The sequence below is a fragment of the Lapillicoccus sp. genome (genome assembly GCF_046595215.1).
In the GTDB taxonomy this organism is placed as follows: Bacteria; Actinomycetota; Actinomycetes; order Actinomycetales; family Dermatophilaceae; genus Lapillicoccus.
In genome coordinates, this window is the sequence record NZ_JBKJPP010000219.1 from 43987 (window position 1) to 65656 (window position 21670).

At 72.8% G+C, this 21670-nt stretch carries 17 protein-coding genes; 7 read left to right on the plus strand and 10 right to left on the minus strand.

The features are described from left to right. Nucleotides 1-4 precede the first annotated feature (4 nt). Genes cobC through cobA form a run of 3 tightly spaced genes read left to right on the plus strand, consistent with a single transcriptional unit; the run spans nt 5 to nt 3944 of the window. On the plus strand, nt 5-1096 hold the full coding sequence (gene cobC, locus ACLL9L_RS19100; protein ID WP_411286236.1) for an Rv2231c family pyridoxal phosphate-dependent protein CobC: 1092 nt from the start codon (nt 5-7) through the stop codon (nt 1094-1096). Further along, nucleotides 1093-2829, plus strand: coding sequence for a nicotinate-nucleotide--dimethylbenzimidazole phosphoribosyltransferase (cobT, locus tag ACLL9L_RS19105; RefSeq protein WP_411286237.1), 1737 nt, complete (start codon nt 1093-1095; stop codon nt 2827-2829). The genes cobC and cobT overlap by 4 nt, the downstream gene beginning before the upstream one ends. After that, nucleotides 2826-3944, plus strand: coding sequence for a uroporphyrinogen-III C-methyltransferase (gene cobA / locus ACLL9L_RS19110; RefSeq protein ID WP_411286238.1), 1119 nt, complete (start codon nt 2826-2828; stop codon nt 3942-3944). The genes cobT and cobA overlap by 4 nt, the downstream gene beginning before the upstream one ends. A gap of 19 nt (nt 3945-3963) precedes the next feature. On the opposite strand, the gene ACLL9L_RS19115 is transcribed toward cobA, so the two are convergent. The 6 genes from ACLL9L_RS19115 to ACLL9L_RS19140 are packed head-to-tail and all read right to left on the minus strand — an operon-like array spanning nt 3964 to nt 12741. Beyond that, a complete protein-coding gene (locus tag ACLL9L_RS19115) occupies nt 3964-6480 on the minus strand; it encodes a bifunctional FO biosynthesis protein CofGH (RefSeq protein ID WP_411286239.1) in 2517 nt (838 codons plus the stop codon). Further along, nucleotides 6477-7397, minus strand: a complete 921-nt coding sequence (locus ACLL9L_RS19120) for a phosphotransferase (RefSeq protein WP_411286240.1) — start codon at nt 7395-7397, stop codon at nt 6477-6479. The genes ACLL9L_RS19115 and ACLL9L_RS19120 overlap by 4 nt, the downstream gene beginning before the upstream one ends. Beyond that, nucleotides 7381-8577, minus strand: coding sequence for a glycosyltransferase (locus ACLL9L_RS19125; RefSeq protein ID WP_411286241.1), 1197 nt, complete (start codon nt 8575-8577; stop codon nt 7381-7383). Before ACLL9L_RS19125 ends, ACLL9L_RS19120 begins: the two co-directional genes overlap by 17 nt. Continuing rightward, nucleotides 8574-9842 (minus strand): glycosyltransferase, encoded by a 1269-nt coding sequence (locus ACLL9L_RS19130; RefSeq protein ID WP_411286242.1) that lies wholly within the window; start codon nt 9840-9842, stop codon nt 8574-8576. The genes ACLL9L_RS19125 and ACLL9L_RS19130 overlap by 4 nt, the downstream gene beginning before the upstream one ends. After that, a complete protein-coding gene (locus ACLL9L_RS19135) occupies nt 9839-11626 on the minus strand; it encodes an ABC transporter ATP-binding protein (protein ID WP_411286243.1) in 1788 nt (595 codons plus the stop codon). Before ACLL9L_RS19135 ends, ACLL9L_RS19130 begins: the two co-directional genes overlap by 4 nt. After that, nucleotides 11623-12741, minus strand: coding sequence for a glycosyltransferase family protein (locus tag ACLL9L_RS19140; protein WP_411286244.1), 1119 nt, complete (start codon nt 12739-12741; stop codon nt 11623-11625). Before ACLL9L_RS19140 ends, ACLL9L_RS19135 begins: the two co-directional genes overlap by 4 nt. Nucleotides 12742-13032: 291 nt before the next feature. Between ACLL9L_RS19140 and ACLL9L_RS19145 the strand changes: the two genes are divergently transcribed. From ACLL9L_RS19145 to ACLL9L_RS19155, 3 genes are all read left to right on the plus strand, one after another. After that, entirely contained in the window at nt 13033-13560 is a 528-nt protein-coding gene (locus tag ACLL9L_RS19145) for a MarR family winged helix-turn-helix transcriptional regulator (protein WP_411286245.1), read from the plus strand. Further along, a complete protein-coding gene (locus tag ACLL9L_RS19150) occupies nt 13557-14012 on the plus strand; it encodes a group I truncated hemoglobin (RefSeq protein WP_411286246.1) in 456 nt (151 codons plus the stop codon). The genes ACLL9L_RS19145 and ACLL9L_RS19150 overlap by 4 nt, the downstream gene beginning before the upstream one ends. 232 nt (nt 14013-14244) lie before the next feature. Continuing rightward, complete coding sequence (locus ACLL9L_RS19155; protein WP_411286247.1) at nt 14245-15948, plus strand: VWA domain-containing protein; 1704 nt, start codon at nt 14245-14247, stop codon at nt 15946-15948. A gap of 104 nt (nt 15949-16052) precedes the next feature. On the opposite strand, the gene ACLL9L_RS19160 is transcribed toward ACLL9L_RS19155, so the two are convergent. Continuing rightward, nucleotides 16053-17600 (minus strand): DEAD/DEAH box helicase, encoded by a 1548-nt coding sequence (locus tag ACLL9L_RS19160; protein ID WP_411286248.1) that lies wholly within the window; start codon nt 17598-17600, stop codon nt 16053-16055. Nucleotides 17601-17911: 311 nt separating this feature from the next. On the opposite strand from ACLL9L_RS19160, the gene ACLL9L_RS19165 reads away from it, so the two are divergent. Beyond that, complete coding sequence (locus ACLL9L_RS19165; protein WP_411286249.1) at nt 17912-18133, plus strand: hypothetical protein; 222 nt, start codon at nt 17912-17914, stop codon at nt 18131-18133. Nucleotides 18134-18207: 74 nt separating this feature from the next. Here ACLL9L_RS19165 and ACLL9L_RS19170 read toward each other — a convergent pair whose 3' ends face one another. The 3 genes from ACLL9L_RS19170 to ACLL9L_RS19180 form a co-directional block, all read right to left on the minus strand. Beyond that, the gene (locus tag ACLL9L_RS19170) at nt 18208-18975 is read right to left on the minus strand and encodes an adenosylcobinamide-GDP ribazoletransferase (protein WP_411286250.1); all 768 of its coding nucleotides are present in this window, start codon (nt 18973-18975) and stop codon (nt 18208-18210) included. After that, nucleotides 18972-19520: a bifunctional adenosylcobinamide kinase/adenosylcobinamide-phosphate guanylyltransferase gene (gene cobU / locus ACLL9L_RS19175; RefSeq protein WP_411286251.1), complete on the minus strand. Its 549-nt coding sequence runs from the start codon at nt 19518-19520 to the stop codon at nt 18972-18974. Before cobU ends, ACLL9L_RS19170 begins: the two co-directional genes overlap by 4 nt. 481 nt (nt 19521-20001) lie before the next feature. Continuing rightward, the gene (locus tag ACLL9L_RS19180; RefSeq protein WP_411286252.1) at nt 20002-21639 is read right to left on the minus strand and encodes a sigma-54-dependent Fis family transcriptional regulator; all 1638 of its coding nucleotides are present in this window, start codon (nt 21637-21639) and stop codon (nt 20002-20004) included. Nucleotides 21640-21670: the final 31 nt, after the last annotated feature.

Below are 21670 nucleotides of genomic sequence, written 5' to 3' on the forward strand. Positions count from 1 at the left end.
GCCGATGCCGGCCGTCCAGTCGGACCGGGTTCCACCCGACCACGCCCTGCTCGACCACCACGGCGACGTCGAGGTCGCCGACGGGCTGGCGGACTTCGCGGTCAACGTCGCCGAGCCCGAGCCGCCGTCATGGCTGGTCGAGGTGCTCCGGTCGGCGGTGAGCGACCTGGCCCACTACCCCGACCCCGGCCCGGCCCGGTCTGCTCTCGCCACCCTCCACGGAGTGCCCGCCGAGTGCGTCCTCGTCGTGGCCGGCGCCGCCGAGGCCTTCACCCTGGTCGCCCGGCTGCCGTGGCGCCGGCCCCTGGTCGTCCACCCGCAGTTCACCGCACCGGAGGCGGCGCTGCGGGCTTCCGGACACCCGGTGGAGCGGCTCCTCCTCTCGGCCGAGGACGGCTTCCGCCTGGGTGAGCGCGTTGTCGGCGTGCCGCCCGACGTCGATCTCGTCGTGGTCGGCAACCCCACCAACCCGACGTCGCGGCTGCACCGGCCGGACGAGGTGCTGGCGCTGGTCCGTCCGGGGCGAACGGTGCTCGTGGACGAGGCCTTCATGGACGTCGTCGAGGCCCCTGGTGCCCCGCGTCACTCGCTCACCCGCCGCGCGGCCTCGTCGCCCGGTCTGGTCGTCGTGCGGAGCCTCACGAAGACCTTCGCCATCGCCGGGCTCAGGGTGGGCTATGTCGTCGCCGACCCTCCCTTGATCGCGCGGCTGGCCCGGCTCCAACCGCCGTGGTCCGTGGGCAGTCTCGCGACGGTGGCTGCCGTGGCCTGCGCCGGCCCCGAGGGCAGGGCGCACGCGTCCAGCGTGCGTGACGGGCTGCCGGGGCGGTTGGCCCGCCTGGTCCGTGGCCTGGGGGACGTCGGCCTCGAGGTCGTCACACCTCCGCGCGGACCGTTCGTGCTGGCCCGACACGACCATGCCGACGAGACACGGATGCTGATGCGACACAGAGGGTTTGCCGTTCGTCGCGGTGACACGTTCCCGGGCCTCGGCCCCGAGTGGCTGCGCGTTGCCGCGCGCCCACCTGAGATGACGGACCGACTGATCGACGCGCTGCGCGCGACGCTAGGCGCCCCCACCCAGGAGCCACGATGATCTCGCCGCACGCCTTCCCCCAGCCCGCGGTCGAGGCGATCCACGACGTGATCAGGCTCCGGCGCGACATCCGCCAAGGGTTCACCATGGAGGCGATCGACGACGCCGTGCTCACCCGCGTCCTCACCGCCGCGCACCGGGCTCCGAGCGTCGGGTTGAGCCAGCCCTGGGACTTCCTGCTCATCACCGACCTCGAGCAGCGGCGCCGCATCCAGCACCTCGCGGCGTCGCAACGGGACGCGTTCGCCGCGACGTTGCCGAGGCCGCGGGCCCGCGCGTTCGACGGGCTCAAGGTCGAGGCGATCCTCCAGACCCCGCTCAACATCGTCGTCACCTGCGACCCCACCCGCGGTGGGCCGTTCACCCTGGGCCGCCACGCCGACCCGCGGATGGCCCCCTTCTCGACATCCCTCGCCGTCCAGAACCTCTGGCTCGCAGCCCGCGCCGAGGGCCTCGGGGTCGGCTGGGTCAGCTTCTTTGACCCCGACGAGCTGGCCCGCGAGCTGCACCTGCCCGACCACCTCGACGTCGTCGCCTACCTGTGCGTCGGTCACGTCGAGCGATTCCCGCCCGCACCCGAGCTCGCCCTGAGCGGCTGGGCCCGCACCCGCCCCCTGTCATGGGCGGTCCACCACGGCGCGTGGGGCGAGCGCCACCTACCCGGAGGAGATCCCGTGAGCCTGCTGGAGCAGACCATCGAGGCGGTCGAGCCGGCCTCGGTGCCCGACATGGCCGATGCCGAGGAGCGACAGAGCCGACTGACCAAGCCGCGTGGCGCCCTCGGTGTCCTGGAGCGCCTGGGCACCCGGCTCGCGGGCATGTATGCCGCGTGCCCCCCGCCGCTGCCGGAGCCGGTCGCCGTGGCGGTCTTCGCCGCCGACCACGGCGTGCACGCGCAGGGGGTCTCACCGTGGCCGCAGGAGGTGACGGCCCAGATGGTCGGCAACTTCCTCGCGGGGGGCGCCGCGATCAACGCCTTCGCCCGCCAGATCGGTGCGGAGGTCAACGTCGTCGATGTCGGAGTCGCCGCGGACCTGCCGGTGGCCCCCGGGCTGCTGGCCCGCAAGGTGCGCTTCGGCACGGCCGACATGACGCTCGAGGCGGCAATGACACGGTCTGACGTGCGCCAGGCCCTCGAGGCCGGCATCGAGGTGGCGCGCGACCTCGTGGCGCAGGGCAACCGGCTGCTCGTCGCGGGCGACATGGGCATCGCGAACACGACCGCGTCGGCGGCCCTCATCGCGACGTTCACCGGGCGCGGTGTGGCTGAGGTCACCGGCCGGGGCACCGGGATCGACGACGAGACCCTGAGCCACAAGATCTCGGTCATCCGTCGTGCCCTGGACCTGCACCGCCCCTCTGCGTCGGACCCGATCGCGGCCCTGGCAGCCGTCGGTGGTCTCGAGCACGCGGCCATCACGGGGTTCCTCATCGGCGCCGCGGCCCTGCGCACCCCGGTCGTCCTCGACGGGGTCATCGCCTGCTCGTCGGCTCTCGTGGCCGCGGCCCTGGCCCCCGTCGCCGCGGACTACTGGGTCGCCGGACACCGCTCGTCGGAGCCCGGTGCGTCCGTGGCGCTCACGCACCTGGGCCTCGAGCCGCTGATCGACCTCGACCTGCGACTGGGCGAGGGGTCCGGCGCCGCGCTCGCGGTGCCCCTGGTGCAGTCGGCCGCCCGGATCCTGCGCGAGATGGCGACGTTCGACGCAGCCGGGGTGACGGACAAGGGATGACGGAGTCAGGACAGCTCTCCCTGACCGTGCCACTCGGGGGGCGCCGGGTCGTCGTGGTCGGAGGAGGGCCACCGGCCCTGCGACGGGTGTCCCGGCTCCTGCGCGCGGGCGCTCGGGTCGAGATCGTCGCCGGTCAGCTCGAAGCGGCTCTCGAGGACCTCGCCCAACGAGGCGTCGTCACCTGGCTCGCCCGGGACCACCGGCCGGAGGACCTCGAGGGGGCCTGGCTCGTCGTGGCGGCAACAGGCGACCCGCAGGCGGATGCCGCCGTCGCCGGCGCCGCGGACGCGGCGCACGTGTGGAGCATCGGTCCTGCTCATGCAGCCATGAGCGACGACCTGGTCCACCACGGCGACCGGGCTCCTCTCGAGCGGGGGTCCGTCACCCTGGTGGGCGGAGGCCCGGGCGACGAGGGGATGCTGACGCTGAGCGGTCTTCGGGCCCTGCGCTCCGCCGACGTCGTGGTGGTGGACCGGCTCGCCCCGCTCGCGGTGCTCAACGAGCTCGGGGACGACGTCGAGATCATCGACGTGTCGAAGATCCCCCGCGGCCGATCGACGTCCCAGGAGGACATCAACGCGGTGCTCGTCGATCGCGCCCGGGCCGGCCATCGGGTCGTGCGTCTCAAGGGGGGCGACCCGTTCGTCTTCGGCCGGGGACAGGAAGAGGCGCTCGCCTGCGCGATGGCGGGAGTGCCCGTCGAGGTGGTCCCGGGCGTGACCTCGGCGGTCGCGGCCCCCGCCCTGGCCGGCATCCCCGTCACCCACCGCGGCCTGAGCCAGGGCTTCACCGTCGTCTCGGGTCACGTCGTGCCCAGCGACCCACGCAGCTCCCTGGACTGGGCGGCGCTGGCCAGGGGGGGCACCACCCTCGTCCTGCTCATGGCGGTCGACACCCTGGCGGTGATCGCCCAGGCCCTCGTCGAGGCCGGGATGCCCGGCGACACCCCGCTGGCGAGCATCATGGACGCCGGACTTCCCAGTCAGCGCTCGCTCCTGACGAGCGTGGGACACGTCGCCATGCACGGGCGGCCGGCGGGTCTGCACGCGCCGGCGGTCACCGTCGTCGGGGCCGTGGCCGCCTTCGCCGAACAGCCGGCTCGCGACGACTCGTAGGCCTGGAGGGTCAGGAGGCTCAGCGCGAGCGCGCCACGGCATACGTGGTGGTGCGCTGCCGGACCGGGCGCCCGATCCCGGCGGCGATGTCCGTCAGCTCGGCCACGGTCTTGGCCGAGCCGTGCTCGGAGCCGGCCATCCGGCTGATGGTCTCCTCCATGAGGGTGCCTCCCACGTCGTTGGCGCCGCCCCGGAGCATGGCGCGGGTGCCCTCGACGCCGAGCTTGACCCACGAGGTCTGGACGTTGGGGATGCGCCCGTGCAGCAGGATCCTCGCCACGGCGTGGACGGCCCGGTTGTCGCGCAGGGTGGGTCCGGGGCGGGCGATGCCGGCGAGGTAGACCGGGGCGTTGGTGTGCACGAACGGCAGCGGTACGAACTCGGTGAAGCCGCCCGTGCGGTCCTGCAGGGTGGCCAGGGTGCGCAGGTGTCCCACCCAGTGCCGGGGGTGGTCGACGTGGCCGTACATCATCGTCGAGCTGCTGGGGAGGCCGAGCTCGTGCGCAGCCGCGACGACCTCGATCCACTGGGCGGCGGGGAGCTTGCCCTTGGTCAGGACCCAGCGGACCTCGTCGTCCAGGATCTCCGCGGCGGTGCCCGGGATCGATCCGAGCCCGGCCTCCTTGACCTCGGTGAGCCACTCCCGCACGGGGATGCCGGCCTTGGCGGCAGCGGTGGCGATCTCCATGGGAGAGAAGGCATGCACGTGGATGCCGGGGGCGGCGGCCGTCACGGCGCGCACGATGTCCGTGTATGCCGTGCGCCCCAGTGAGGGGTCGATCCCGCCCTGCAGGCAGACCTCGGTGGCGCCCAGGGCCTGGGCCTCTGCGGCGCGCTGGCCGATCTGCTCGAGCGAGAGGGTGTAGGCGTCGGCGTCGGTCCGGCGCTGGGCGAACGCGCAGAAGCGGCAGCCCACGTAACAGATGTTGGTGAAGTTGATGTTGCGGTTGACGACGTAGGTCACGTCGTCGCCGACGGTGTCGCGACGCAGCTCGTCGGCCAGCACCGTCACGGCGTCGAGGCCGGCTCCGTCGGCCGTGATCAGGGCGAGGTAGTCGTCGTCGCTGCAGCCCGCGGGGTCGTCGTGGGCCCGGTGCAGGGCGGCGCGGACGTCGGCGTCCAGCCGGGCGGGCGCGACGGACGCAGCGTCGGCGTCCACCCGGGTGGCGACCTGCTGCCAGTCGCCGTAGACCTCGTCGAAGTCACCCCGCCGGTCGCCGGTGCGGCCCTGCTCGTCGACGCCCCGGTGCAGGTCGACCCGTCCGGAGCCGGCGCCGGTTGCCGCGATGCCGCCGTCGGGCTCCTGCCACGGCATACCGGCCGGGCGCCCGCCCTCGCGGGCCAGTCCCGTGCCGTCCGCCAGGGCCCGGACGTGGCCGTGCAGGCGCGGGTCGATCCACGCCTCGTCCCGCTCCAGCGCCCCGAGGACGAAGCGGGGGTGGGCGGTGAGGCGCTCGCGCAGCCGCAGCCCCGACTGGGCCGTCCACCGGGCCAGGTCCCCGATCTGCGGCCACGGGCGCTCGGGGTTGACGTGGTCCGGCGTCACGGGGGAGACCCCGCCCCAGTCGTCCACCCCCGCCGCCAGGAGCCGGGCGATCTGGTCCGGCTCGGACAGGTTCGGCGGCGCCTGGACCGTGACGCTCGCGCCGAGGAGCAGGCGGGTCACCGCGATCGTTGCGAGGTACTCCTCCTCGTCGACGTCCGGCACCGACCGCATCGCCGTGTCGTCCTTGGCGCGGAAGTTCTGGACGATGCACTCCTGGATCGAGCCGTACTCGCGCGCCACCCTCCGGATCGCCAGGATCGAGTCGAGTCGCTCGGCCGGGGTCTCACCGATGCCGACGAGGATCCCCGTCGTGAACGGCACCCCGACGCGCCCGGCGTCCTCGAGCACCCGCAGGCGCACCGCGGGGTCCTTGTCCGGCGAGCCGTAATGGGCCTGGCCGGGCTCGCTGAAGAGCCGCTGCGAGGTCGTCTCGAGCATCATGCCCATGGACGGGGCGACCGGCTTCAGGCGCTGCAGGTCCGACCACGACATCACCCCGGGGTTGAGGTGCGGCAGCAGCCCTGTCTCCTCCAGGACCCGGATGGCCATGGCCCGCACGTAGGCGAGGGTGTCGTCGTAGCCGTGCGCGTCGAGCCATTCCCGCGCTGCGGGCCAGCGGTCCTCCGGGCGGTCCCCGAGGGTGAACAGCGCCTCCTTGCAGCCCCGCGCCGCACCCTGCCGGGCGATGTCGAGGACCTCGTCGGGGGAGAGGTATGCCGCGGGAAGACGGTGCGGGACCGTCACGAACGTGCAGTAGTGGCACCGGTCCCGGCACAGGCGGGTCAGCGGGATGAAGACCTTGCGCGAGTAGGAGACGGTCCCCGGACGACCGGCCCGCAGCATCGCCGCGTCACGCACCCGGGTGCACGCCTCGAAGATGCTCTCGAGGTCAGCGCCGCGGGCCCCCAGCAGGATCAGCGCCTCCGGCTCGTCGATCGGCTTGCCGGCACGAACGCGGGCCAGGACCCTGCGCATGGACGAGTCGGTCATCCCCGCAACATAGTGGCCCCTGCCGGGGGCGTTCCGTGCGGGTGCAGCGCAGCACGGGCGTGGCCCAGCAGGGTGTCGCGTTGAGCGGTGTCACCGTGACGGCTCTCGGCCAGGCCGGCCAGCCGCACCACGGTGAGCATCGTCCACGCCGTGACGTGGCCCTCATCGATGCCGGCACACGCTCCGTAGCCTTCCAGGAACGCCTCGCCGGCGGCCGCTGTCGCCGCCACCGACCGCGCCCCGGTGGCGCGCTCCTGGACGAGGTGGCCGAGCATGTTGCCGATGTCGAGGCCCCGGGGCGCCATCGCCGCATCATCGAGGTCGATGAAGGCCACCGAGCGATCCGCACCCAGCACCACCTGGCGGGGATGGAAGTCCCGGTGGGCGGGCACGAGTGCGGCACCGCTCAGCCACCGGGTCGAGGACACGAGGGTCTCGACGACGTCAGTGGTGGCCGGGACGGCCCCGCGTCGCAGCTGGGCTACCTCCTGCTCCCACTCCCAGAGGCGGTCGAGCTCGCTACCGCTGTCGTGCAGGCGCCGCAGCACGGCCCCGATCGGCTCGAAATGGGCCGCGTACTCGGCGTCGGGCACGCTTCCGGGCAGGACGCCGTGGCGGTAGGTGACCGCCAGCACGTGCCCTGCGGCATCGCAGCCGAGGACGCTCGGCACGAATGCCGCGGCCCGAGAGCCGGCCAGCGCGCGAAGCCGCCGGACGTTGCCGCGGGCCCGCGGCGAGGCGAAGACCTTGACCACGGCGAGCTCTCGTCCGTGTTCCACCAGGGTCGCGACCCGCCGACCGGGCAGGTAGCGCAACACCTCGACGACGCGCGCCCCCGGCGCCACCTCGTCGATCCCGCCAGCCCACGGGGAGAGCCCGGGATCGGTGGAGACGGGATGGTCAGCCGGCCAGGGCACGGCGGGCTCCCCTCGGCACGTGATCGAGGTCCGCCAGCACCTGTTGGGCGCGGCTGCGCCAGCTGTGCTCGGCCAGCGCGTGCGCCCTAGCCAGCTCGGCGCGCGCCGCCCAGGCGGGCGGGTCTCCCAGGAGGTCCGCAATGCCGGCGGCCAGAGCCGTGGGGTCACCAGGAGCGACGAGACGTCCCCAGCGCCCCCCGTCCAGACACTGCGGGATCTGGCCGATCGAGCTGGCGACGACCGGGATGCCGGCCGCGAGGTACTCGTAGAGCTTGAGGGGGGAGAACGCGAACTCCTGCATGGCCGGGTAGGGGGCGAGTGCCGCCTCGCACGCCGCGAGGACCAGCGGGATGCGGTGGTGCGCCACCTGCCCCAGCCAGTGCACCCGCGCGCCCAGCCCCAGCTCTTGCGCACGCCGTTCGAGCTCGGCCCGCACCGGCCCGTCGCCGGCGACGACGAGATGGACGTCCTCGGGAAGCATCGCCGTCGCGTCGATGGCGCTGTCCAGTCCGTGCCAGGGCCGCAGGGAGCCGGTGAAGCACACGAGACGGGCCGACGCCGGAAGATCCAGCTCGGCCCGTGCGGACGCGCGGGCCGGCCGGTGGCGGAACAGGTCGACGTCGACGCCGTTCGGGACCACGCTCACGGGACCTCCCCGTGTGAGCGGCCGGACCTGGGCAGCGACCTCCTCGCTCACGGCGACGCTCAGATCCGCGCCGGCAAGCACCCCGCGCTCGATGTCATGGGCCTCGTCGACGCCCTCGAGGCCCCGCCACCTGGCCTCCTCACGGGCGAGGAGGGCGTTGACCTCGACGACGTGTCGCGCCGCGCACGTCCCGGCCACCCGCAAACCGGCCGTGCCGAAGAGCGAGAGCCGCTCGTAGACCACGTGGGGCCGCAGCCGCTCGGCAGCCTCGAGCCCACGCTCGGCGACCCGCTCGACGACCTCGCGCTTGCGCTGCTCGCGAAGCTCTCCCTGCGCCCGGCCCGGGTGGGGCACCAGGTGCTGCGGGACGTCCCAGGCTTCCAGCGGACCGGTCGGGTTGGCCGCGACACCGACCACCTCCGTCTCGTGGCCCAGGGCGGCGAAGGCCGAGGTGATCGCCTTGAGGTGCAGGGCGGCACCCTTTCCGTCACCGACGCGAACCCCCGTGTCGGAGCAGAGCACGAGGATCCTCACGAGTGGTGCCCCGCGCCGGTGCTGGTCCCGGCGGCGGCGAAGGCCTCGACGAGAGCGGCGGTGGAGTCCGCCGGCCGGAACTGACGACGGACCAGCGCCCGGCCGGCGTCGCCGAGCCGTGCGGCCAGGGCAGGCTCCACCAGGAGCCGGTCCAGCGCCGCAGCCAGCGCGGTGGTGTCCTCCGGTCCCACGAGGAGTCCGGTCTGGCCGTCGATGACGAGCTCACCGATGCCCACGACATCGGTGGACACGACAGGGACCCCGTGCGACAGCGCCTCGACCAGCACGGTGGGCATCCCGTCCCGGTCGCCGTCCGCGTCGATCCGGCACGGCAGGACGACCGCCCGGGCCGACGCCATCGCCGCATGGACCTCTGAGGTCGTGGCGGGGCCGAGCAGCCGGACCCGGCCGACGAGACCGAGGCGCTCGATCAGCGCGGACAGCTCCTCCCGCAGTGGGCCGTCCCCGATGATGTCGACCCTGAGGTCCGGGTGCTGCCCGACCAGCTGCGCGGCCGCCGTGACGAGCAGGTCGACGCCCTTCTTCGGGACGAGGCGCGCAACGCACAGCAACGTCATGCTGGCCGCAGGGTCGGCGGCGGCGCCGAGCGGGACGCCGTTGGCGATGTGGCGGATCTCGGCGGCGCCTCCGGCCCGCGTCAGGACCCGCTCGAGGTGGCCCACGTTGTGGGACGAGACGGTGACGACGGTGTCGACACCGGCAAGGCGCCGGGCCAGGTGGGGAGCGTTGTCCTGGTGGTAGATGTCCTTGGCATGCGCCGTCACGGAGCAGGTGACGCCGGCGAGACGGGCAGCCATCGTGGCAACCTCGCAGGCGGCGGTGGCGAAGTGGGCGTGGACATGGCCCACGCCCTCGTCGCGGACCCTTGCGGCGACGAGGCCGGCCTGCAGGAAACGCCGCCAGGTGCCGTCGTGGTGGGCACGGACGGCCAGGGCCGCCCACCGCAGCGGGTGCCGGGCAGCGACGCCGGCGTGGGCGCGGAGCACCTGCTGCTGGCGAAGTCTCGGGCGGCGCGACACATAGCGCACGGGGGCGTGCACGGCGGCGAGCTCGGGGTGGGTGGGCCCCTCCTCCGGCGGCAGCAGCGTGTCGACCAGGACCGGCACGCCGGCCGCTTCCAGGCCGAGGACCTCACGCAGGATGAAGGTCTCCGAAAGGCGGGGGAAGCGCTTGAGCACATACAACACGGGTGGAGTGGTGACGGGCACCTCAGCGACGGTTTCGCGCACGAGAAGGTCGGTCACGACAGTCTCCCGTCGAGGGGGAGCAGCCCACGGTCGTTGACCCGCAGGGCTCCCTGGGTGGCGGTGAGCCGGGCGAAGTGACCTCCGCTGCGGAGCAGGTGCTCCGGCGCCCCCTCCTCGATGAGCCGACCGCCTTCCAGGACCGCGATCCGGTCGGCGCGGCGCACGGTCGAGAGCCGGTGGGCGATGATCAGCGTCGTCCTGCCGCTGGGCAGCTGTTCGAGGGCCTGCGAGATCAGGCTCTCCGACTCCACGTCGAGGGCGCTGGTCGGCTCGTCGAGGATGAGGATCGGGGTGTCGCGCAGGATGGCCCGCGCGATGGCGACCCGCTGTCGCTGCCCGCCGGACAGGCTCACGCCGCGCTCTCCGACGGGGGTGTCCAGGCCGAGCGGCAGCCGTTCGGCGAACTCGTCGACGAGGGCAAGGCGTGCGGCCCGGCGCACGGCTTCCTCCGTGGCGTCGGGGCGCCCGCAGGCGATGTTGTCCAGCAGTGACCCGTGCAGCAGGACACAGTCCTGGAGCACGAGGGAGACCTGCGCGCGGACGGTCTCGAGCTCCAGCCCTCGCACGTCCATGCCGTCGAGCAGGACACGTCCCTCCTGCGGGTCCATGAGGCGGGGGACGAGGGCGGCGATCGTGCTCTTGCCGGCGCCGGTGCGCCCGACGAGGGCCAGGGTCTCGCCCGGGTCGATGTGGAGGTCGAGACCGCTGATGACGGGCTCGCGGCCATAGCTGAAGGTGACGTTCTCGAAGTCGATCCGGCCGGCGAGGCTCCCTGCGGCGACGGCGTGCGGCGCATTGCGCACGTCGGGCGTCATCGCCAGGATGTCCAGCACCCGCTCTGCAGCGGCAGTGCCCTTCGAGGTCACCGTGGACAGCTTGGCGAGGGCCTTCAACGGCTTGTACAGGCTGGAGACGTATCCGAGGAACACCAGCAGCACGGCGACGCTCATGTGGCCGTCCAGGACCCGCCAGGAACCGACGGCGAGCACCACCGCCAGCGACGCGGCGCTCGCCACGTCGACCACGGGGCTGAACCGCGCCTGCAGGCGGGTGGCCTCGAGCCCCTGCAGCAGGCTGGTCAGGGCCAGCGACTCCATCCGGTTGCGCATCCGCGGCTCGAGCGAGCACGCCTGCACGAGGGGCATGACCGACAGGCCCTCCGCCGCGGCGGCGGCGACCTGCCCGTCAGCGGTGCGGGCCCGACGGGCCGCCCGTTTGAGCGCGCGGGTGGACCGGAAGATGACCACCGCCATGACGGGGGTCGCGGTGAAGGCCACGAGCGCGAAGGTCGGGTCGAGGATCAGCATCACCGTGCCCATGCCGAGCACGAGCATCGCATTGGGGATCAGGACGGACAGGCTCTGGACGAGCAGGTCCTGCATCCGGTCGACGTCGGAGGTGACCCGGGCGGTGAGGTCGCCGACCCGCTGGCCGGCGTGGAAGGCCAGCGACTGGCGCTGGAGGTGCGCGTAGACCTCGACCCGGACGTCCGCGGCCATCCGGAGCCCGGTCGAGGACAACAGCCGCGTGGACCAGTAGTTGACGATGGCCGCCAGGACGTAGATCAGCAGGAGCGAGCCGACCGCGGCGCCCACCGCCATCGTGGGCGACATGGTCGGCGCTGACCCGGATTTCGTGAGGACACTGCCGACCAGCAGGGAGACCGGCCACGGTTGCGCGAGGTTCACGAGCACCTCGAGGACCGCCAGCAGACCACCGGTGGTGAGGGCTCGGCGGTGCTGGCGCGCGAACGGACGCAGGCAGCGGATGGTGGCGATCATGCGACGGCCGCCAGGGCCCGGGACGTGAGCATCCGGGCGGCGAAGTTGGCCCCGTCCAGGGAGATCCCGGCACGTTCGCATGCCCCGTCGGGCAGGAGCCGGGGCTGGTCCAGCAACCAGGCCACCTCGTCCGGCGAGGCCGACTCGTCAACCACGTCAGCGAGCCCGAGCGACGCCAGCCGACTGGCCCGGATCGCCTGCTCGCGTCGGGGCGAGCGCCGCGGGATCAGCACGGCCCGTACCCCGGCCGAAAGGGCCTCGACCGTGCTGTTGTATCCGCACATCTGCACCACGGCACCGGCCCCGGCGAAGAGCTGCACGGTCGATCCGGTGTCACGGCTCAGCTGCACCCGGGCGGCGAGGTCGGAGTCACCATGCATGCTCTGGTGCGCCCACTCACCGGTGTAGGGCCCGGCGGCGACGATGCCGCTCAGGTGCGGGCGCCGCCGCAACGCCTCCACGCCGAGGCGAAAGACGGTCTCGCCGTCGCCGCCGCCACCGGCACTGATGACGACGAGGTTGTCGGCCCGGACCTGCCGCGCCGGGGCCTCGACGACCCAGCCGCAGTAGGTCGGTCTGATCGCCAGCCCGTACTCGCGTTCGTGATCGCACAGCAGGGGATTGCCGAAGACGAGGACCTCGTCGAAGAGACGGTTGACACCCTCCCAGCCCTGGCCCCCCAGCTCCCGCCGCACGGTGGCGACATCGTCGATGACGTCTCGCAGTCCGAGCAGGATCGTGGCGCCATGGCGTCGCGCGGCGACCAGTCCCGGCCGGAGCTCGCCAGCGGTGCCGTACGGGTGACGGTCGACCACGACGACGTCGGGGCGCAGGTCGGCCACGGTGTTGGCGAAGATGCGCGAGCGTTCGGCGACGGCGGCGCGAAGGCCCAGACCGGGGTTGTCGTACTCACCCTGCGCGTTCTTGAGCAGCGGGGGGACGGCCACGACGGTGAACCGAGGGTCCTGCAGCCAGATCGGCCGCCTGGAGACACCGGTCACGAGGGTGATCTGGGCGTCCGGGTCGCAACGCGCCACCTCGCGGGCGATGAGGACGTTGCGACGGACATGGCCCAGGCCGTACCCGTCGTGCGAGGAGAAGAGGTAGCGGCTCATAATCGAATCTCTCGGCTCATTCGGGGGAACTTCGGATGTCGAGCAGATGAACGGAGCCCATCGTGTCCAACACGTGGGTATGACCAACATCCGACAATGGTCTTAGTACCCGTGTCGTCGACCGGCCCACGATCCCCCACCGCTATATAAGTGAATAATAGGTGACAAACCGACCGCTGCGGTCGTGTTTGACGAGGTTGCGCCGGACGGGGGACGTCGGATGGCAGACCATTGACAAGGTCCCTCACGCGTGAGCTACTATCCGAGCACTCACGGAGGAGCGCGGTGCACATGAGCAGCCCGTTGAAACTGCGGCTGGACGACCAGCTGTGCTTCGCCCTGTATGCCGCGACCAACTCGGTCACGCGCGCCTACCGCCCGCTCCTCGAGGAGATCGGGCTGACCTATCCGCAGTACCTGGTGATGATGGTCCTCTGGGAGGACGACGAGCTCCCCGTGCACGAGATCGCCGCTCGGCTCGCGCTCGCCCCGCACGCGATCAGCCCCCTCCTGCGCCGTCTGGAGGAGGCCACTCTCGTGATCCGGTGCCAGGACACGGCCGACCGTCGCGTCTTCCGCGTGCACCTGACGGCGAGCGGGGTCGAGCTCGAGCAGGCCGCCGCAAGGGCCCAGCTCGCCGTCGTCGACGCGACGCGGCTGTGCCCCCCCGAGCTGCACGGGCTCCGGGACGAGCTCCACCACCTGATCCGGCGGATGGGTGCCGACCTCGACCCGGCGGCCGAGTCGGACGGCGATCCGCGCCCCCTTGATGTCAGACCTGAGACCCCGTCCACCACCTCACAAGGAGAACCGTCATGAGCGACACAGCACACAACCCCTCGCTGTACGAGCGTCTGGGGGGCACCTACGGCATCGCTGGCGCGGTCGACGTCCTCGTCGACCGGTTGTACGACAACGCGTCGGCCAACCAGAACGCCAACGTCCAGGCCTTTCACCTGGAGAAGGGCCATGCGGGTTTCAAGTACCTGGTCACCGCATGGTCCATTGAGCAGACCGGGGGGCCCAAGTGCTACCCGGGTCGGGACATGCGGGAGTCTCACGCGCACCTCAACGTGAGCGAGTTCGAGTTCGACATCGTCTCCGGCGAGATCGCCGCCACGCTCTACCATGTGGGCGTCCCGCCGCAGGAGCACCGGGAGTTCATGGACATCATCGAGAGCTACCGCTCGATGGTGGTCGGTCCCCCCGGAAACAAGGAAGAGACCGAGCAGAAGGAAGCGACCGACCAGAAGCAGCCGGTGTCCGTCTGACGTCGTAGGGCGCCAAGCCCGACCGCACCGCTCGCCGCCCTGTTGCCCACGCGACAGGGCGGCGAGCGCGTCCAGGGCCGGGTGGCGGGACCGATGTATCACGGTGTGGGGCTGGTCCGTCCTCATAGACGTCCCGACAGACGTCCACCCGAGGAGCCCCCCGTGAGCGCCATCACGTCGACAAGCGGTCCCGCTGCGGTCGCCCGTGCCCGCGCAGTGGGCCGGTGACCACATGGACCCGCAGGAGGACGTGGACCCGCCGGAGTACGAGACCCCGTCGGTGCGCAAGTCGTCGCGCACGGGCGTGATCGTGTGTCTCGTCCTCGGCCTGGCCGCCCTGGGTCTCGAGACCTTCGCGGTCCGGGCCTCCGGGGCGCCGCCCGCCCCGGCTCCCGCCGCCTGCGTCGCCGAGGGGCCGGGGCTGCGCGTGGCTGCCGCCCCGGCGATCGCGGCGGCAGTCGCCGAGGTCGCCCAGCAGACCCTGGCGTTGCCCGGACAGGAGTGCTTCCGGGTCAGCGTCGAGTCAGTGGCCCCCGACGTCGAGCTCGCGGCCCTGGCAGCAGGTGGCGTGGTGCCCGACGTCTGGGTCCCCGACTCCTCACTCTGGCTCGACCGGGCGGGGGTCGTGCGGCTCGCCGCCGTGACGAAGGCGCCCTCCGTCGCGAGCAGCCCGCTGGTCCTCGCCATCTCGGGCGATGTCGCAAAGGGCCTGCCTCACGGCGGGACCCGGCTCCAGGTCCAGGACATCGTGCCGACCTCCCGGTTGGTCAGGCCCGTCAGCCTCACCCTTCCCACGGAGCGGCTGTCACCCGCCCGGGTGGGCGGCATACTCGCGCTGACGTCATCAGCGGGTGGCGCCGACGCGCAGGCGGCGCTCACCGACCTGGTCCGCGGTGCCCGGGCCGGCAGCGCCACGGGGGCCGACCCCCTCGCCGCCCTCGCCTCCGCCGACCCGCTGGCCGTGCCGGTGTCCGAGCGTGACGTGTGGGCCGCGAACAACGCCGGCCACCTCTCGGGGCTCGTGGCGATCTACGCGGGCGGCGTCACCTTCGACTTCCCGTATGCCGTGCTGGCCGGCGATGCGGTGGCCGTCCAGCGGGCGGGGCGCGTGTTCGACCTGCTCTCGGGCGAAGGGGGTCAGCAGACCATCAGGGCCACCGGCCTGCGGGACGCCGCCGGAGTCGCCGGAACCGCCCTGGCCAGCGACCCGCGCGTGGACGGGGCGCACGTGGTCAGACCGGCGCCCTTGGCTGCGGCATCGCTCGACCAGGCCGACGCTGCCCTGAAGAAGGCCCCGCTCGACGCGAGGCTGCTGGCCGTCGTCGACGTCTCGGGCTCCATGGGATGGGGAGTGGGGGGGCCCGGCAGCCCGGGACCGTCGCGGCTCACCATCGCCGGGCAGGCTGCAGCGCGTGGCCTCGGGCTCTACCCCGACAGCACCGAAGCCGGGCTATGGGTCTTCTCGCAGAAGATCGGCGGGGGCGCCGACTACCGTGAGGTGGTGCCGATCGCCCAGCTCGGCGGGGCGGGCGGCGCGCGCGCCGCACTGGCCGCGGCCGTCATGAAGATCGCACCCGTCCCCGGCGGGGACACGGCGCTCTACGCCACGACGTCCGCGGCGGTGCAGGAGATGCAGGCTCACTGGGAGCGAGGGCGGATCAACGCCGTGGTGCTCCTGTCGGACGGCAAGGACACCAACACCGTGGGACCGACGCTGCAGCAGCTGGTGTCGCTGCTCACCGCGCAGCGGCAGTCGGCCAAACCGGTCCCGGTCATCACCATCGCCTTCGGAGCGCAGAGCGACGACGCAGCCCTCGCCATGATCAGCGCGGCGTCGGGCGGCACGGCCTATCACGCAGACAGGGCCGAGCAGGTGCAGCAGATCTTCCTCGACGCCGTCGGCCAGCGCGCCTGTCGCCCCAACTGTCCCAAGTGAGCCCGGCTCACCCGCACGCACCACCACAGGTTCGGTGCAAGCGGGCACAGCGATGGCCCGGCACCACGAGGGTGCCGGGCCAGGACCGAGGTGAGCGGGGTCCGTCAGCGGCTCCGGCCGCCGCGGGAGCCGGCGGAGAACGAGGCAGCGCCACCGGCGCCTGACGACGAGGTGCTGTAGACCGAGGCCGAGCCGGCGCCACGGCCACCCGAGCCGCGGGGGCCGCCCTGGCCGCCGGCCTTGCGGTTGCCTCCCCCGGAGGTGGAGGGCGCAGCGCTGCGGCCGGCGCCACGGCCGCCGCCCACGGGCTCGCCGCGACCGGAACCTCCGCGTGCGCCACCGGTGCCCCCACGCGGTGCGCCGCCGCGAGCAGAGCCGCCGCGGGCGCCGGGACGACCCTGGGCACCGGAGGAGCCGGACCCACCGCGGGGACGACCGCCGCCACGGGAGTCGTCGACCGCGGTCGCCAGGCCGCCGCTGAAGCTGCGCTCGCCGGGTGCGAGCTCCCGCAGGAACGGGTGCGTCGCGGTGATGCGCGTCGTCGTGGCCTTGATGCCGGCCTTGCGGGTCAGGTCGCGGACGTCGCCGACCTGGTCGTCGGTCATCAGCGTGACGACCTTGCCCTCGGCGCCGGCGCGAGCCGTGCGACCGGAGCGGTGGAGGTAGGCCTTGTGCTCGACCGGCGGGTCGGCGTGGATGACGATCTCGATGTCGTCGACGTGGATCCCTCGGGCCGCGATGTCAGTGGCGACAAGGGTTTTCGCTGCCCCGCTGTGGAACTGGTCCATGTTGCGGGTGCGCGCGTTCTGGCTGAGGTTGCCGTGCAGCTCGACCGCCGGGACGCCGGAGGCGTTGAGGTGCTTGGCGAGCTTCTTGGCCCCGTGCTTCGTGCGGGTGAAGACGACCTTGCGACCGGGGGCCGCGGTCAGGTCGAGCAGCACGGGCAGGCGGGCGTCGTGGCTGACGTGCAGCACGTGGTGCGCCATGGTCGAGATCGGTGACTGGGCCGAGTCCGCGTGGTGCGTCACGGGATCGGTGAGGAAACGCTTGACGATGACGTTGACGCCGGCGTCCAGCGTGGCGGAGAACAGCAGCCGCTGTCCGTCGCGGGGCGTCGTGTCCATGATGCGCCGCACGCCGGGCAGGAAGCCGAGGTCGGCCATGTGGTCGGCCTCGTCGAGGATGGTGATCTCGACCGCGCCGAGGTCGACGTGACGCTGACCCATGAGGTCCTCGAGGCGGCCGGGGCAGGCGACGACGACGTCGACGCCGGCACGCAGTCCGGAGACCTGCGGGTTCTGGCCGACGCCTCCGAAGATGGTCAGGGTGCGCAGCCCGAGGGCCTTGGCCAGGGGGGCCATGGCGGTGTCGATCTGGGTGACGAGCTCACGGGTCGGCGCGAGGATCAGCGCCCTCGGGCGTCGAGCCGTGCGAGGCGCCTTGCTCTGCGAGAGCCGGGTCATCAGGGGCAGGAGGAAGGCGTAGGTCTTGCCCGAGCCGGTGCGCCCGCGGCCGAGGACGTCACGCCCGGACAGCGAGTCCGGGAGGGTCGCGGCCTGGATGGGCGTCGGGACGGTGATCCCGAGGTCGGCCAGGATCGTGGTGAGGGAAGAGGGCACGCCGAGGTCGGCGAAAGTCGTGTCGACAGACACAGGTAGGTACTCCAAAGAAGTGGGATGGGCGTTCCGCCCGGCGCGAGCCAGCATGGGTCGCGGCGCATGAGCATCGCATCGAGAAGCGGGTCCGAGGCAGAACGGAGCGGACCGCTGGACCAAGTCTAGCGGTCCGCGAGCGGCGCCTTCGCCACCGTGTCCAGACCGCCCCCAGGGCGACCCGTTCGGAGCAGTTTCTCGGGCCGTCCGGGCCCCCGTCACGCTCAAACAGACGTCTCTTTGGCGGATGAACAGGGGTATTCCCGTCGTGGCCAGTGTGCAACGTCTCCAAAGAGGAGGACACTGGGGTCATGCCCTCTCGTTCCACAGCCCGCAGATCGCGTCTGTCGACCAGCCCCTTCCGCGACCAGCCGCAACCCGTCTACGACACGTTCGAGCTGGAGAGCCGGGTCATCCACGACCGACACGGCCTCGGCCGCGTGGTCCGTCTGAACGGCGACCGGATGGATGTCAGGTTCGGCGACATCACCGTCGACGTCGACATCCGCAGCTCCAAGGTCCACCTGCTCTGACCCCACTGCGGTCGGCCGGGGACACCCCACGTGGTGCGCCACCGGCCCGCCTCGTGATGGCGGCGCGTGGACGGTCACGACAGGAGCGCCGTCGCCGTGACCAGCGATGCGGCGAGAGAGAGCTCGACACAGGCCCCCAGGACGTCGCCGGTCATGCCCCCGATCCGCCGGATCGCCGTCCTCAGCACGTATGCCGTGGCGACGAGAGCTCCGACCACCGTGGCGGCCCCGGCATACCAGGGCTCCCCGAATCGCTGGCCGAGCACTGTCGCCACGAGGAGCGCGGCCCCGCTGACCGCAGCGGCGAGCCGGGTCGACACCGTCCCGCCGACGGTCACCCCCAGCCCGGTCGCCCGGGCCGTGGGGACCCGTGACGAGCAGCCCCACGCCAACACGTGGCGGCTCGACACCAGGGCGACGACCGCAAGCGCAGTCCCGGCGCCCGAGGTGAGGAGCGCCCCGAGGGCCACGGACTGGACGAGAACCGCGAGGACGATCGCGCCGGCCCCGCTCGGTCCGACGTCACCCGTCTTCATCACGGCCAGGGCACGCTCGCGGTCGTAGCCGGCCGACAGCCCGTCCGCCGTGTCGGCGAGCCCGTCGAGGTGCAGGCCACGGGAGTAGAGCGCCGTGCAGCCGACGAGGATCACACCGACGAGCAACGGTGGGACAGAGCTGATCCGGACCACGAGGTGGCCGAGGGTCCAGACCAGCGCCAGCGGCAGGACCGCCAACGGCGCGAGAACCATCGCGAGGCGGGCGACGCCCGGGTCCACCCGTCCCGGAGGCGTTGTCGGCAGGGCGGTCAGGGTGCCGAACGCCAGCCGGAGGGCGTCTGTCATGGCACCACCGGCGCGTTGCTGAGGTCGAGGACCCGGCCCGCGACGACGAGGTGGACGTGATCGGCGACCGCAGCCACGGCAGCGTTGAGGGTGCCGAGCTGGTCCTGGAAGAACCTCCCGGACGGTGTCTGGGGCACGAGGGCCATCCCCACCTCGTTGGTCACGAGGACGACGTCGACCCGTGCCGCGTGGAGCGCCCGGCAGAGGGCGCCGGTCTGCTCGCCCACGACCGCGCCGGCCCGGTCGAGCTCGTCCCACGCGCCGGCGCGGTCGACGAGACCGGTCAGCCAGGTGCCCAGGCAGTCGATGATGACGGGTTGGCTCCCCGTGACGAGGACGCCGACCAGGTCGAGGGTCTCGACACTGCTCCACGTGGCCGGCCGCCGCGCCCGGTGCTGGGCCACCCGCGTGGACCACTCCGGGTCCGACCCGTCGTCGGGCTGGCCCGTCGCGACGTAGGTCACCGACGGCGTTGCGCCAACCAGCTGCTCTGCGTGCCGGCTCTTGCCGCTGCGGGCGCCGCCGGTGACGAGGGTGACCGTCATCGTGAGCTCCCGGGTTCGGCGTCGCCGCGCGGGTGGGACGGCTCGGTCAGGATAGGCCAGGAGGACCCGTTCGCAGGTGGTCGCGCCCGGGGAGGGTCCGGGTGTCAGGATGAGCCTCCTCCACTGAGCGAAGGACAGGATCGGCCCCAGGCCCCAGGGCCCCGCAACCAGCCCACCATCAGGGAGAACTCGCGGCCCCGGAGCCTGTCCCGGGGGCACCGAGCGCCGCGACCATCGCGCCGTCGTGCGTGCGTCGATACGGCGCACGACCTGTGCCGACGCGAGGTTGACCGGGGCATCCGGGGCGGGCGGTTGCGTGTCGGTCAGCTGCGGCGGCCCACCGTGGGCGTAGAACAGCCTTGGCACCACCGGACGGCGCCACCGCAACACCAGTGAGACCCGGCCACGTATGAGGTGGCCGGGTCTCGGTGTGCTCCCCCTCAGCCCTCCGGCCGGCCCGCAATCCGGGTGCAGGGCCTGCTCAGTCGGGGATGCGGAACTGGCGGATCCGGCTGTAGAGCGTGGCGCGGGCGATGCCGAGGTGTTTCGCGGTGCGCACCTTGTTGCCGCCGCAGGCCCGCAGGGCCGCGACGATCGTGTCGTACTCGGACTGCTGCAGCGGCGTGCGCGCTCGCGACGAGGTCGAGCGCTGGTAGGCCGTGGGGAGGTCACTCGCGTTCAGCCGCCTGCCGTGCCGCCCCAGGACAAGGTGGCGTGCGACCGCCTCGAGCTCGTGCAGGTTGCCCGGCCACGGCTGGTTGACGAGGACGTCGACGAGCTGGGGGGTGAGGGTCAGCCGGGCCCCGGGGCGGGCCGCCTCGACCATCGACGCGGCGAGGGCGGGGATCTCGGCGCGGCGGTGCCTCAGGGCGACGAGGTCGACCTTGCCCAGGAACACCGACGCGAGCGCGGTCAGCTCGCCATCGAGTGAGGCCATCGAGGCGAGGGGCACCGAGGTGGCGACGACCTGCCCGGAAGCCGTCCGGGCGAGCAGGAGGTGGCGCACCCGGTTCGCGGAGGCCGGCGGGAGGAGATGGAGGTTCTCGATGCGCACGGCGCGGCTGCCCCCCACGAGGGCCTCGAGGTGGGTGCACCACGACGCCTCCCCGACCTCCATGACCGTCAGCGCGTCGACGACGACCTGGCCCGGGCCGCACAGCTCGGCCGCCGTCGTCGTGCGTCCTGTCCCGGCCTCGCCCGTGACGAGCGTCAGCGTGGTGCCGCCGGTGGGTCGGCGGCTGGAGGTGGCGACGGAGCGGCCCTGCTGGTCGACCGGCCGCAGCCTGACGAGCGCGCCCTGGGAGCGGTCGATGGCCTCGAGGTCCACCTCGGCTCCTGCTCCGGAGGCCAGGGTGATCCGGGTCGAGCGGTGCTGACTGGGACCGAGCTCGTCGGCCAGCGCACGGAGGACGACGAAGTCGTGTGGCCCGAGCTGGTCGAGGGCCGGCTGGTTCGCGAGGGTGACGCCCTCACCGACGACGACGACCGGGCCGGACGTCCGGGTCGACGCCACCTGGTAGGTCGCCAGGAGCTGCTGCTGAGCGGCTCGCGACCCGAGCAGGAGCCGTTCCTCGATCTCGCGGGCCGCGCTGACGAGGAACGGGGTGAACAGGTCGCTCGCGTCGGCCGCCGCGCTCGTGATGTCGATGACGCCGGCAAGCCGACGGGTCACGGGGTGGACGATCGGGTGGCCGTAGCAGCTGAAGCCCTTGAGCGACTCCAGGAAGTGCTCGGACCCCCGGACCCTGAACCCGCGCCGCACCTCGAGGGGCGTGGCGATGCAGTTGGTGCCCGTCGAGGCCTCGTCGTAGACGGTCCCGGGGACCGCGCTGATCCGGTCGAGGAGAGTGACGAGACGGGGGTCGCCCACCCGGCGGTCGACGATCCGCGCCTCGGAGTCGGCGAGGAGAACGCAGATCCTCGAGCCGGCCAGCTGATGGGCCACGTCGTTGAGGACGGGCGCGGCCGCGACGAGGAGCCGGCTCCGGCGGTCGACGTCGACCTGGCCGAGGCCGTCCAGGGACGAGCCGGGGTGGAGGCCGGACAGCTCGGCGCGACGCCACGACAAGGCGATCTCGGCCCTCGGGGCTGACGTGCTGTCGTAGATCTCTTCGGTCACGGCGACTCCGTTGGCGGCGACGATGGCAACC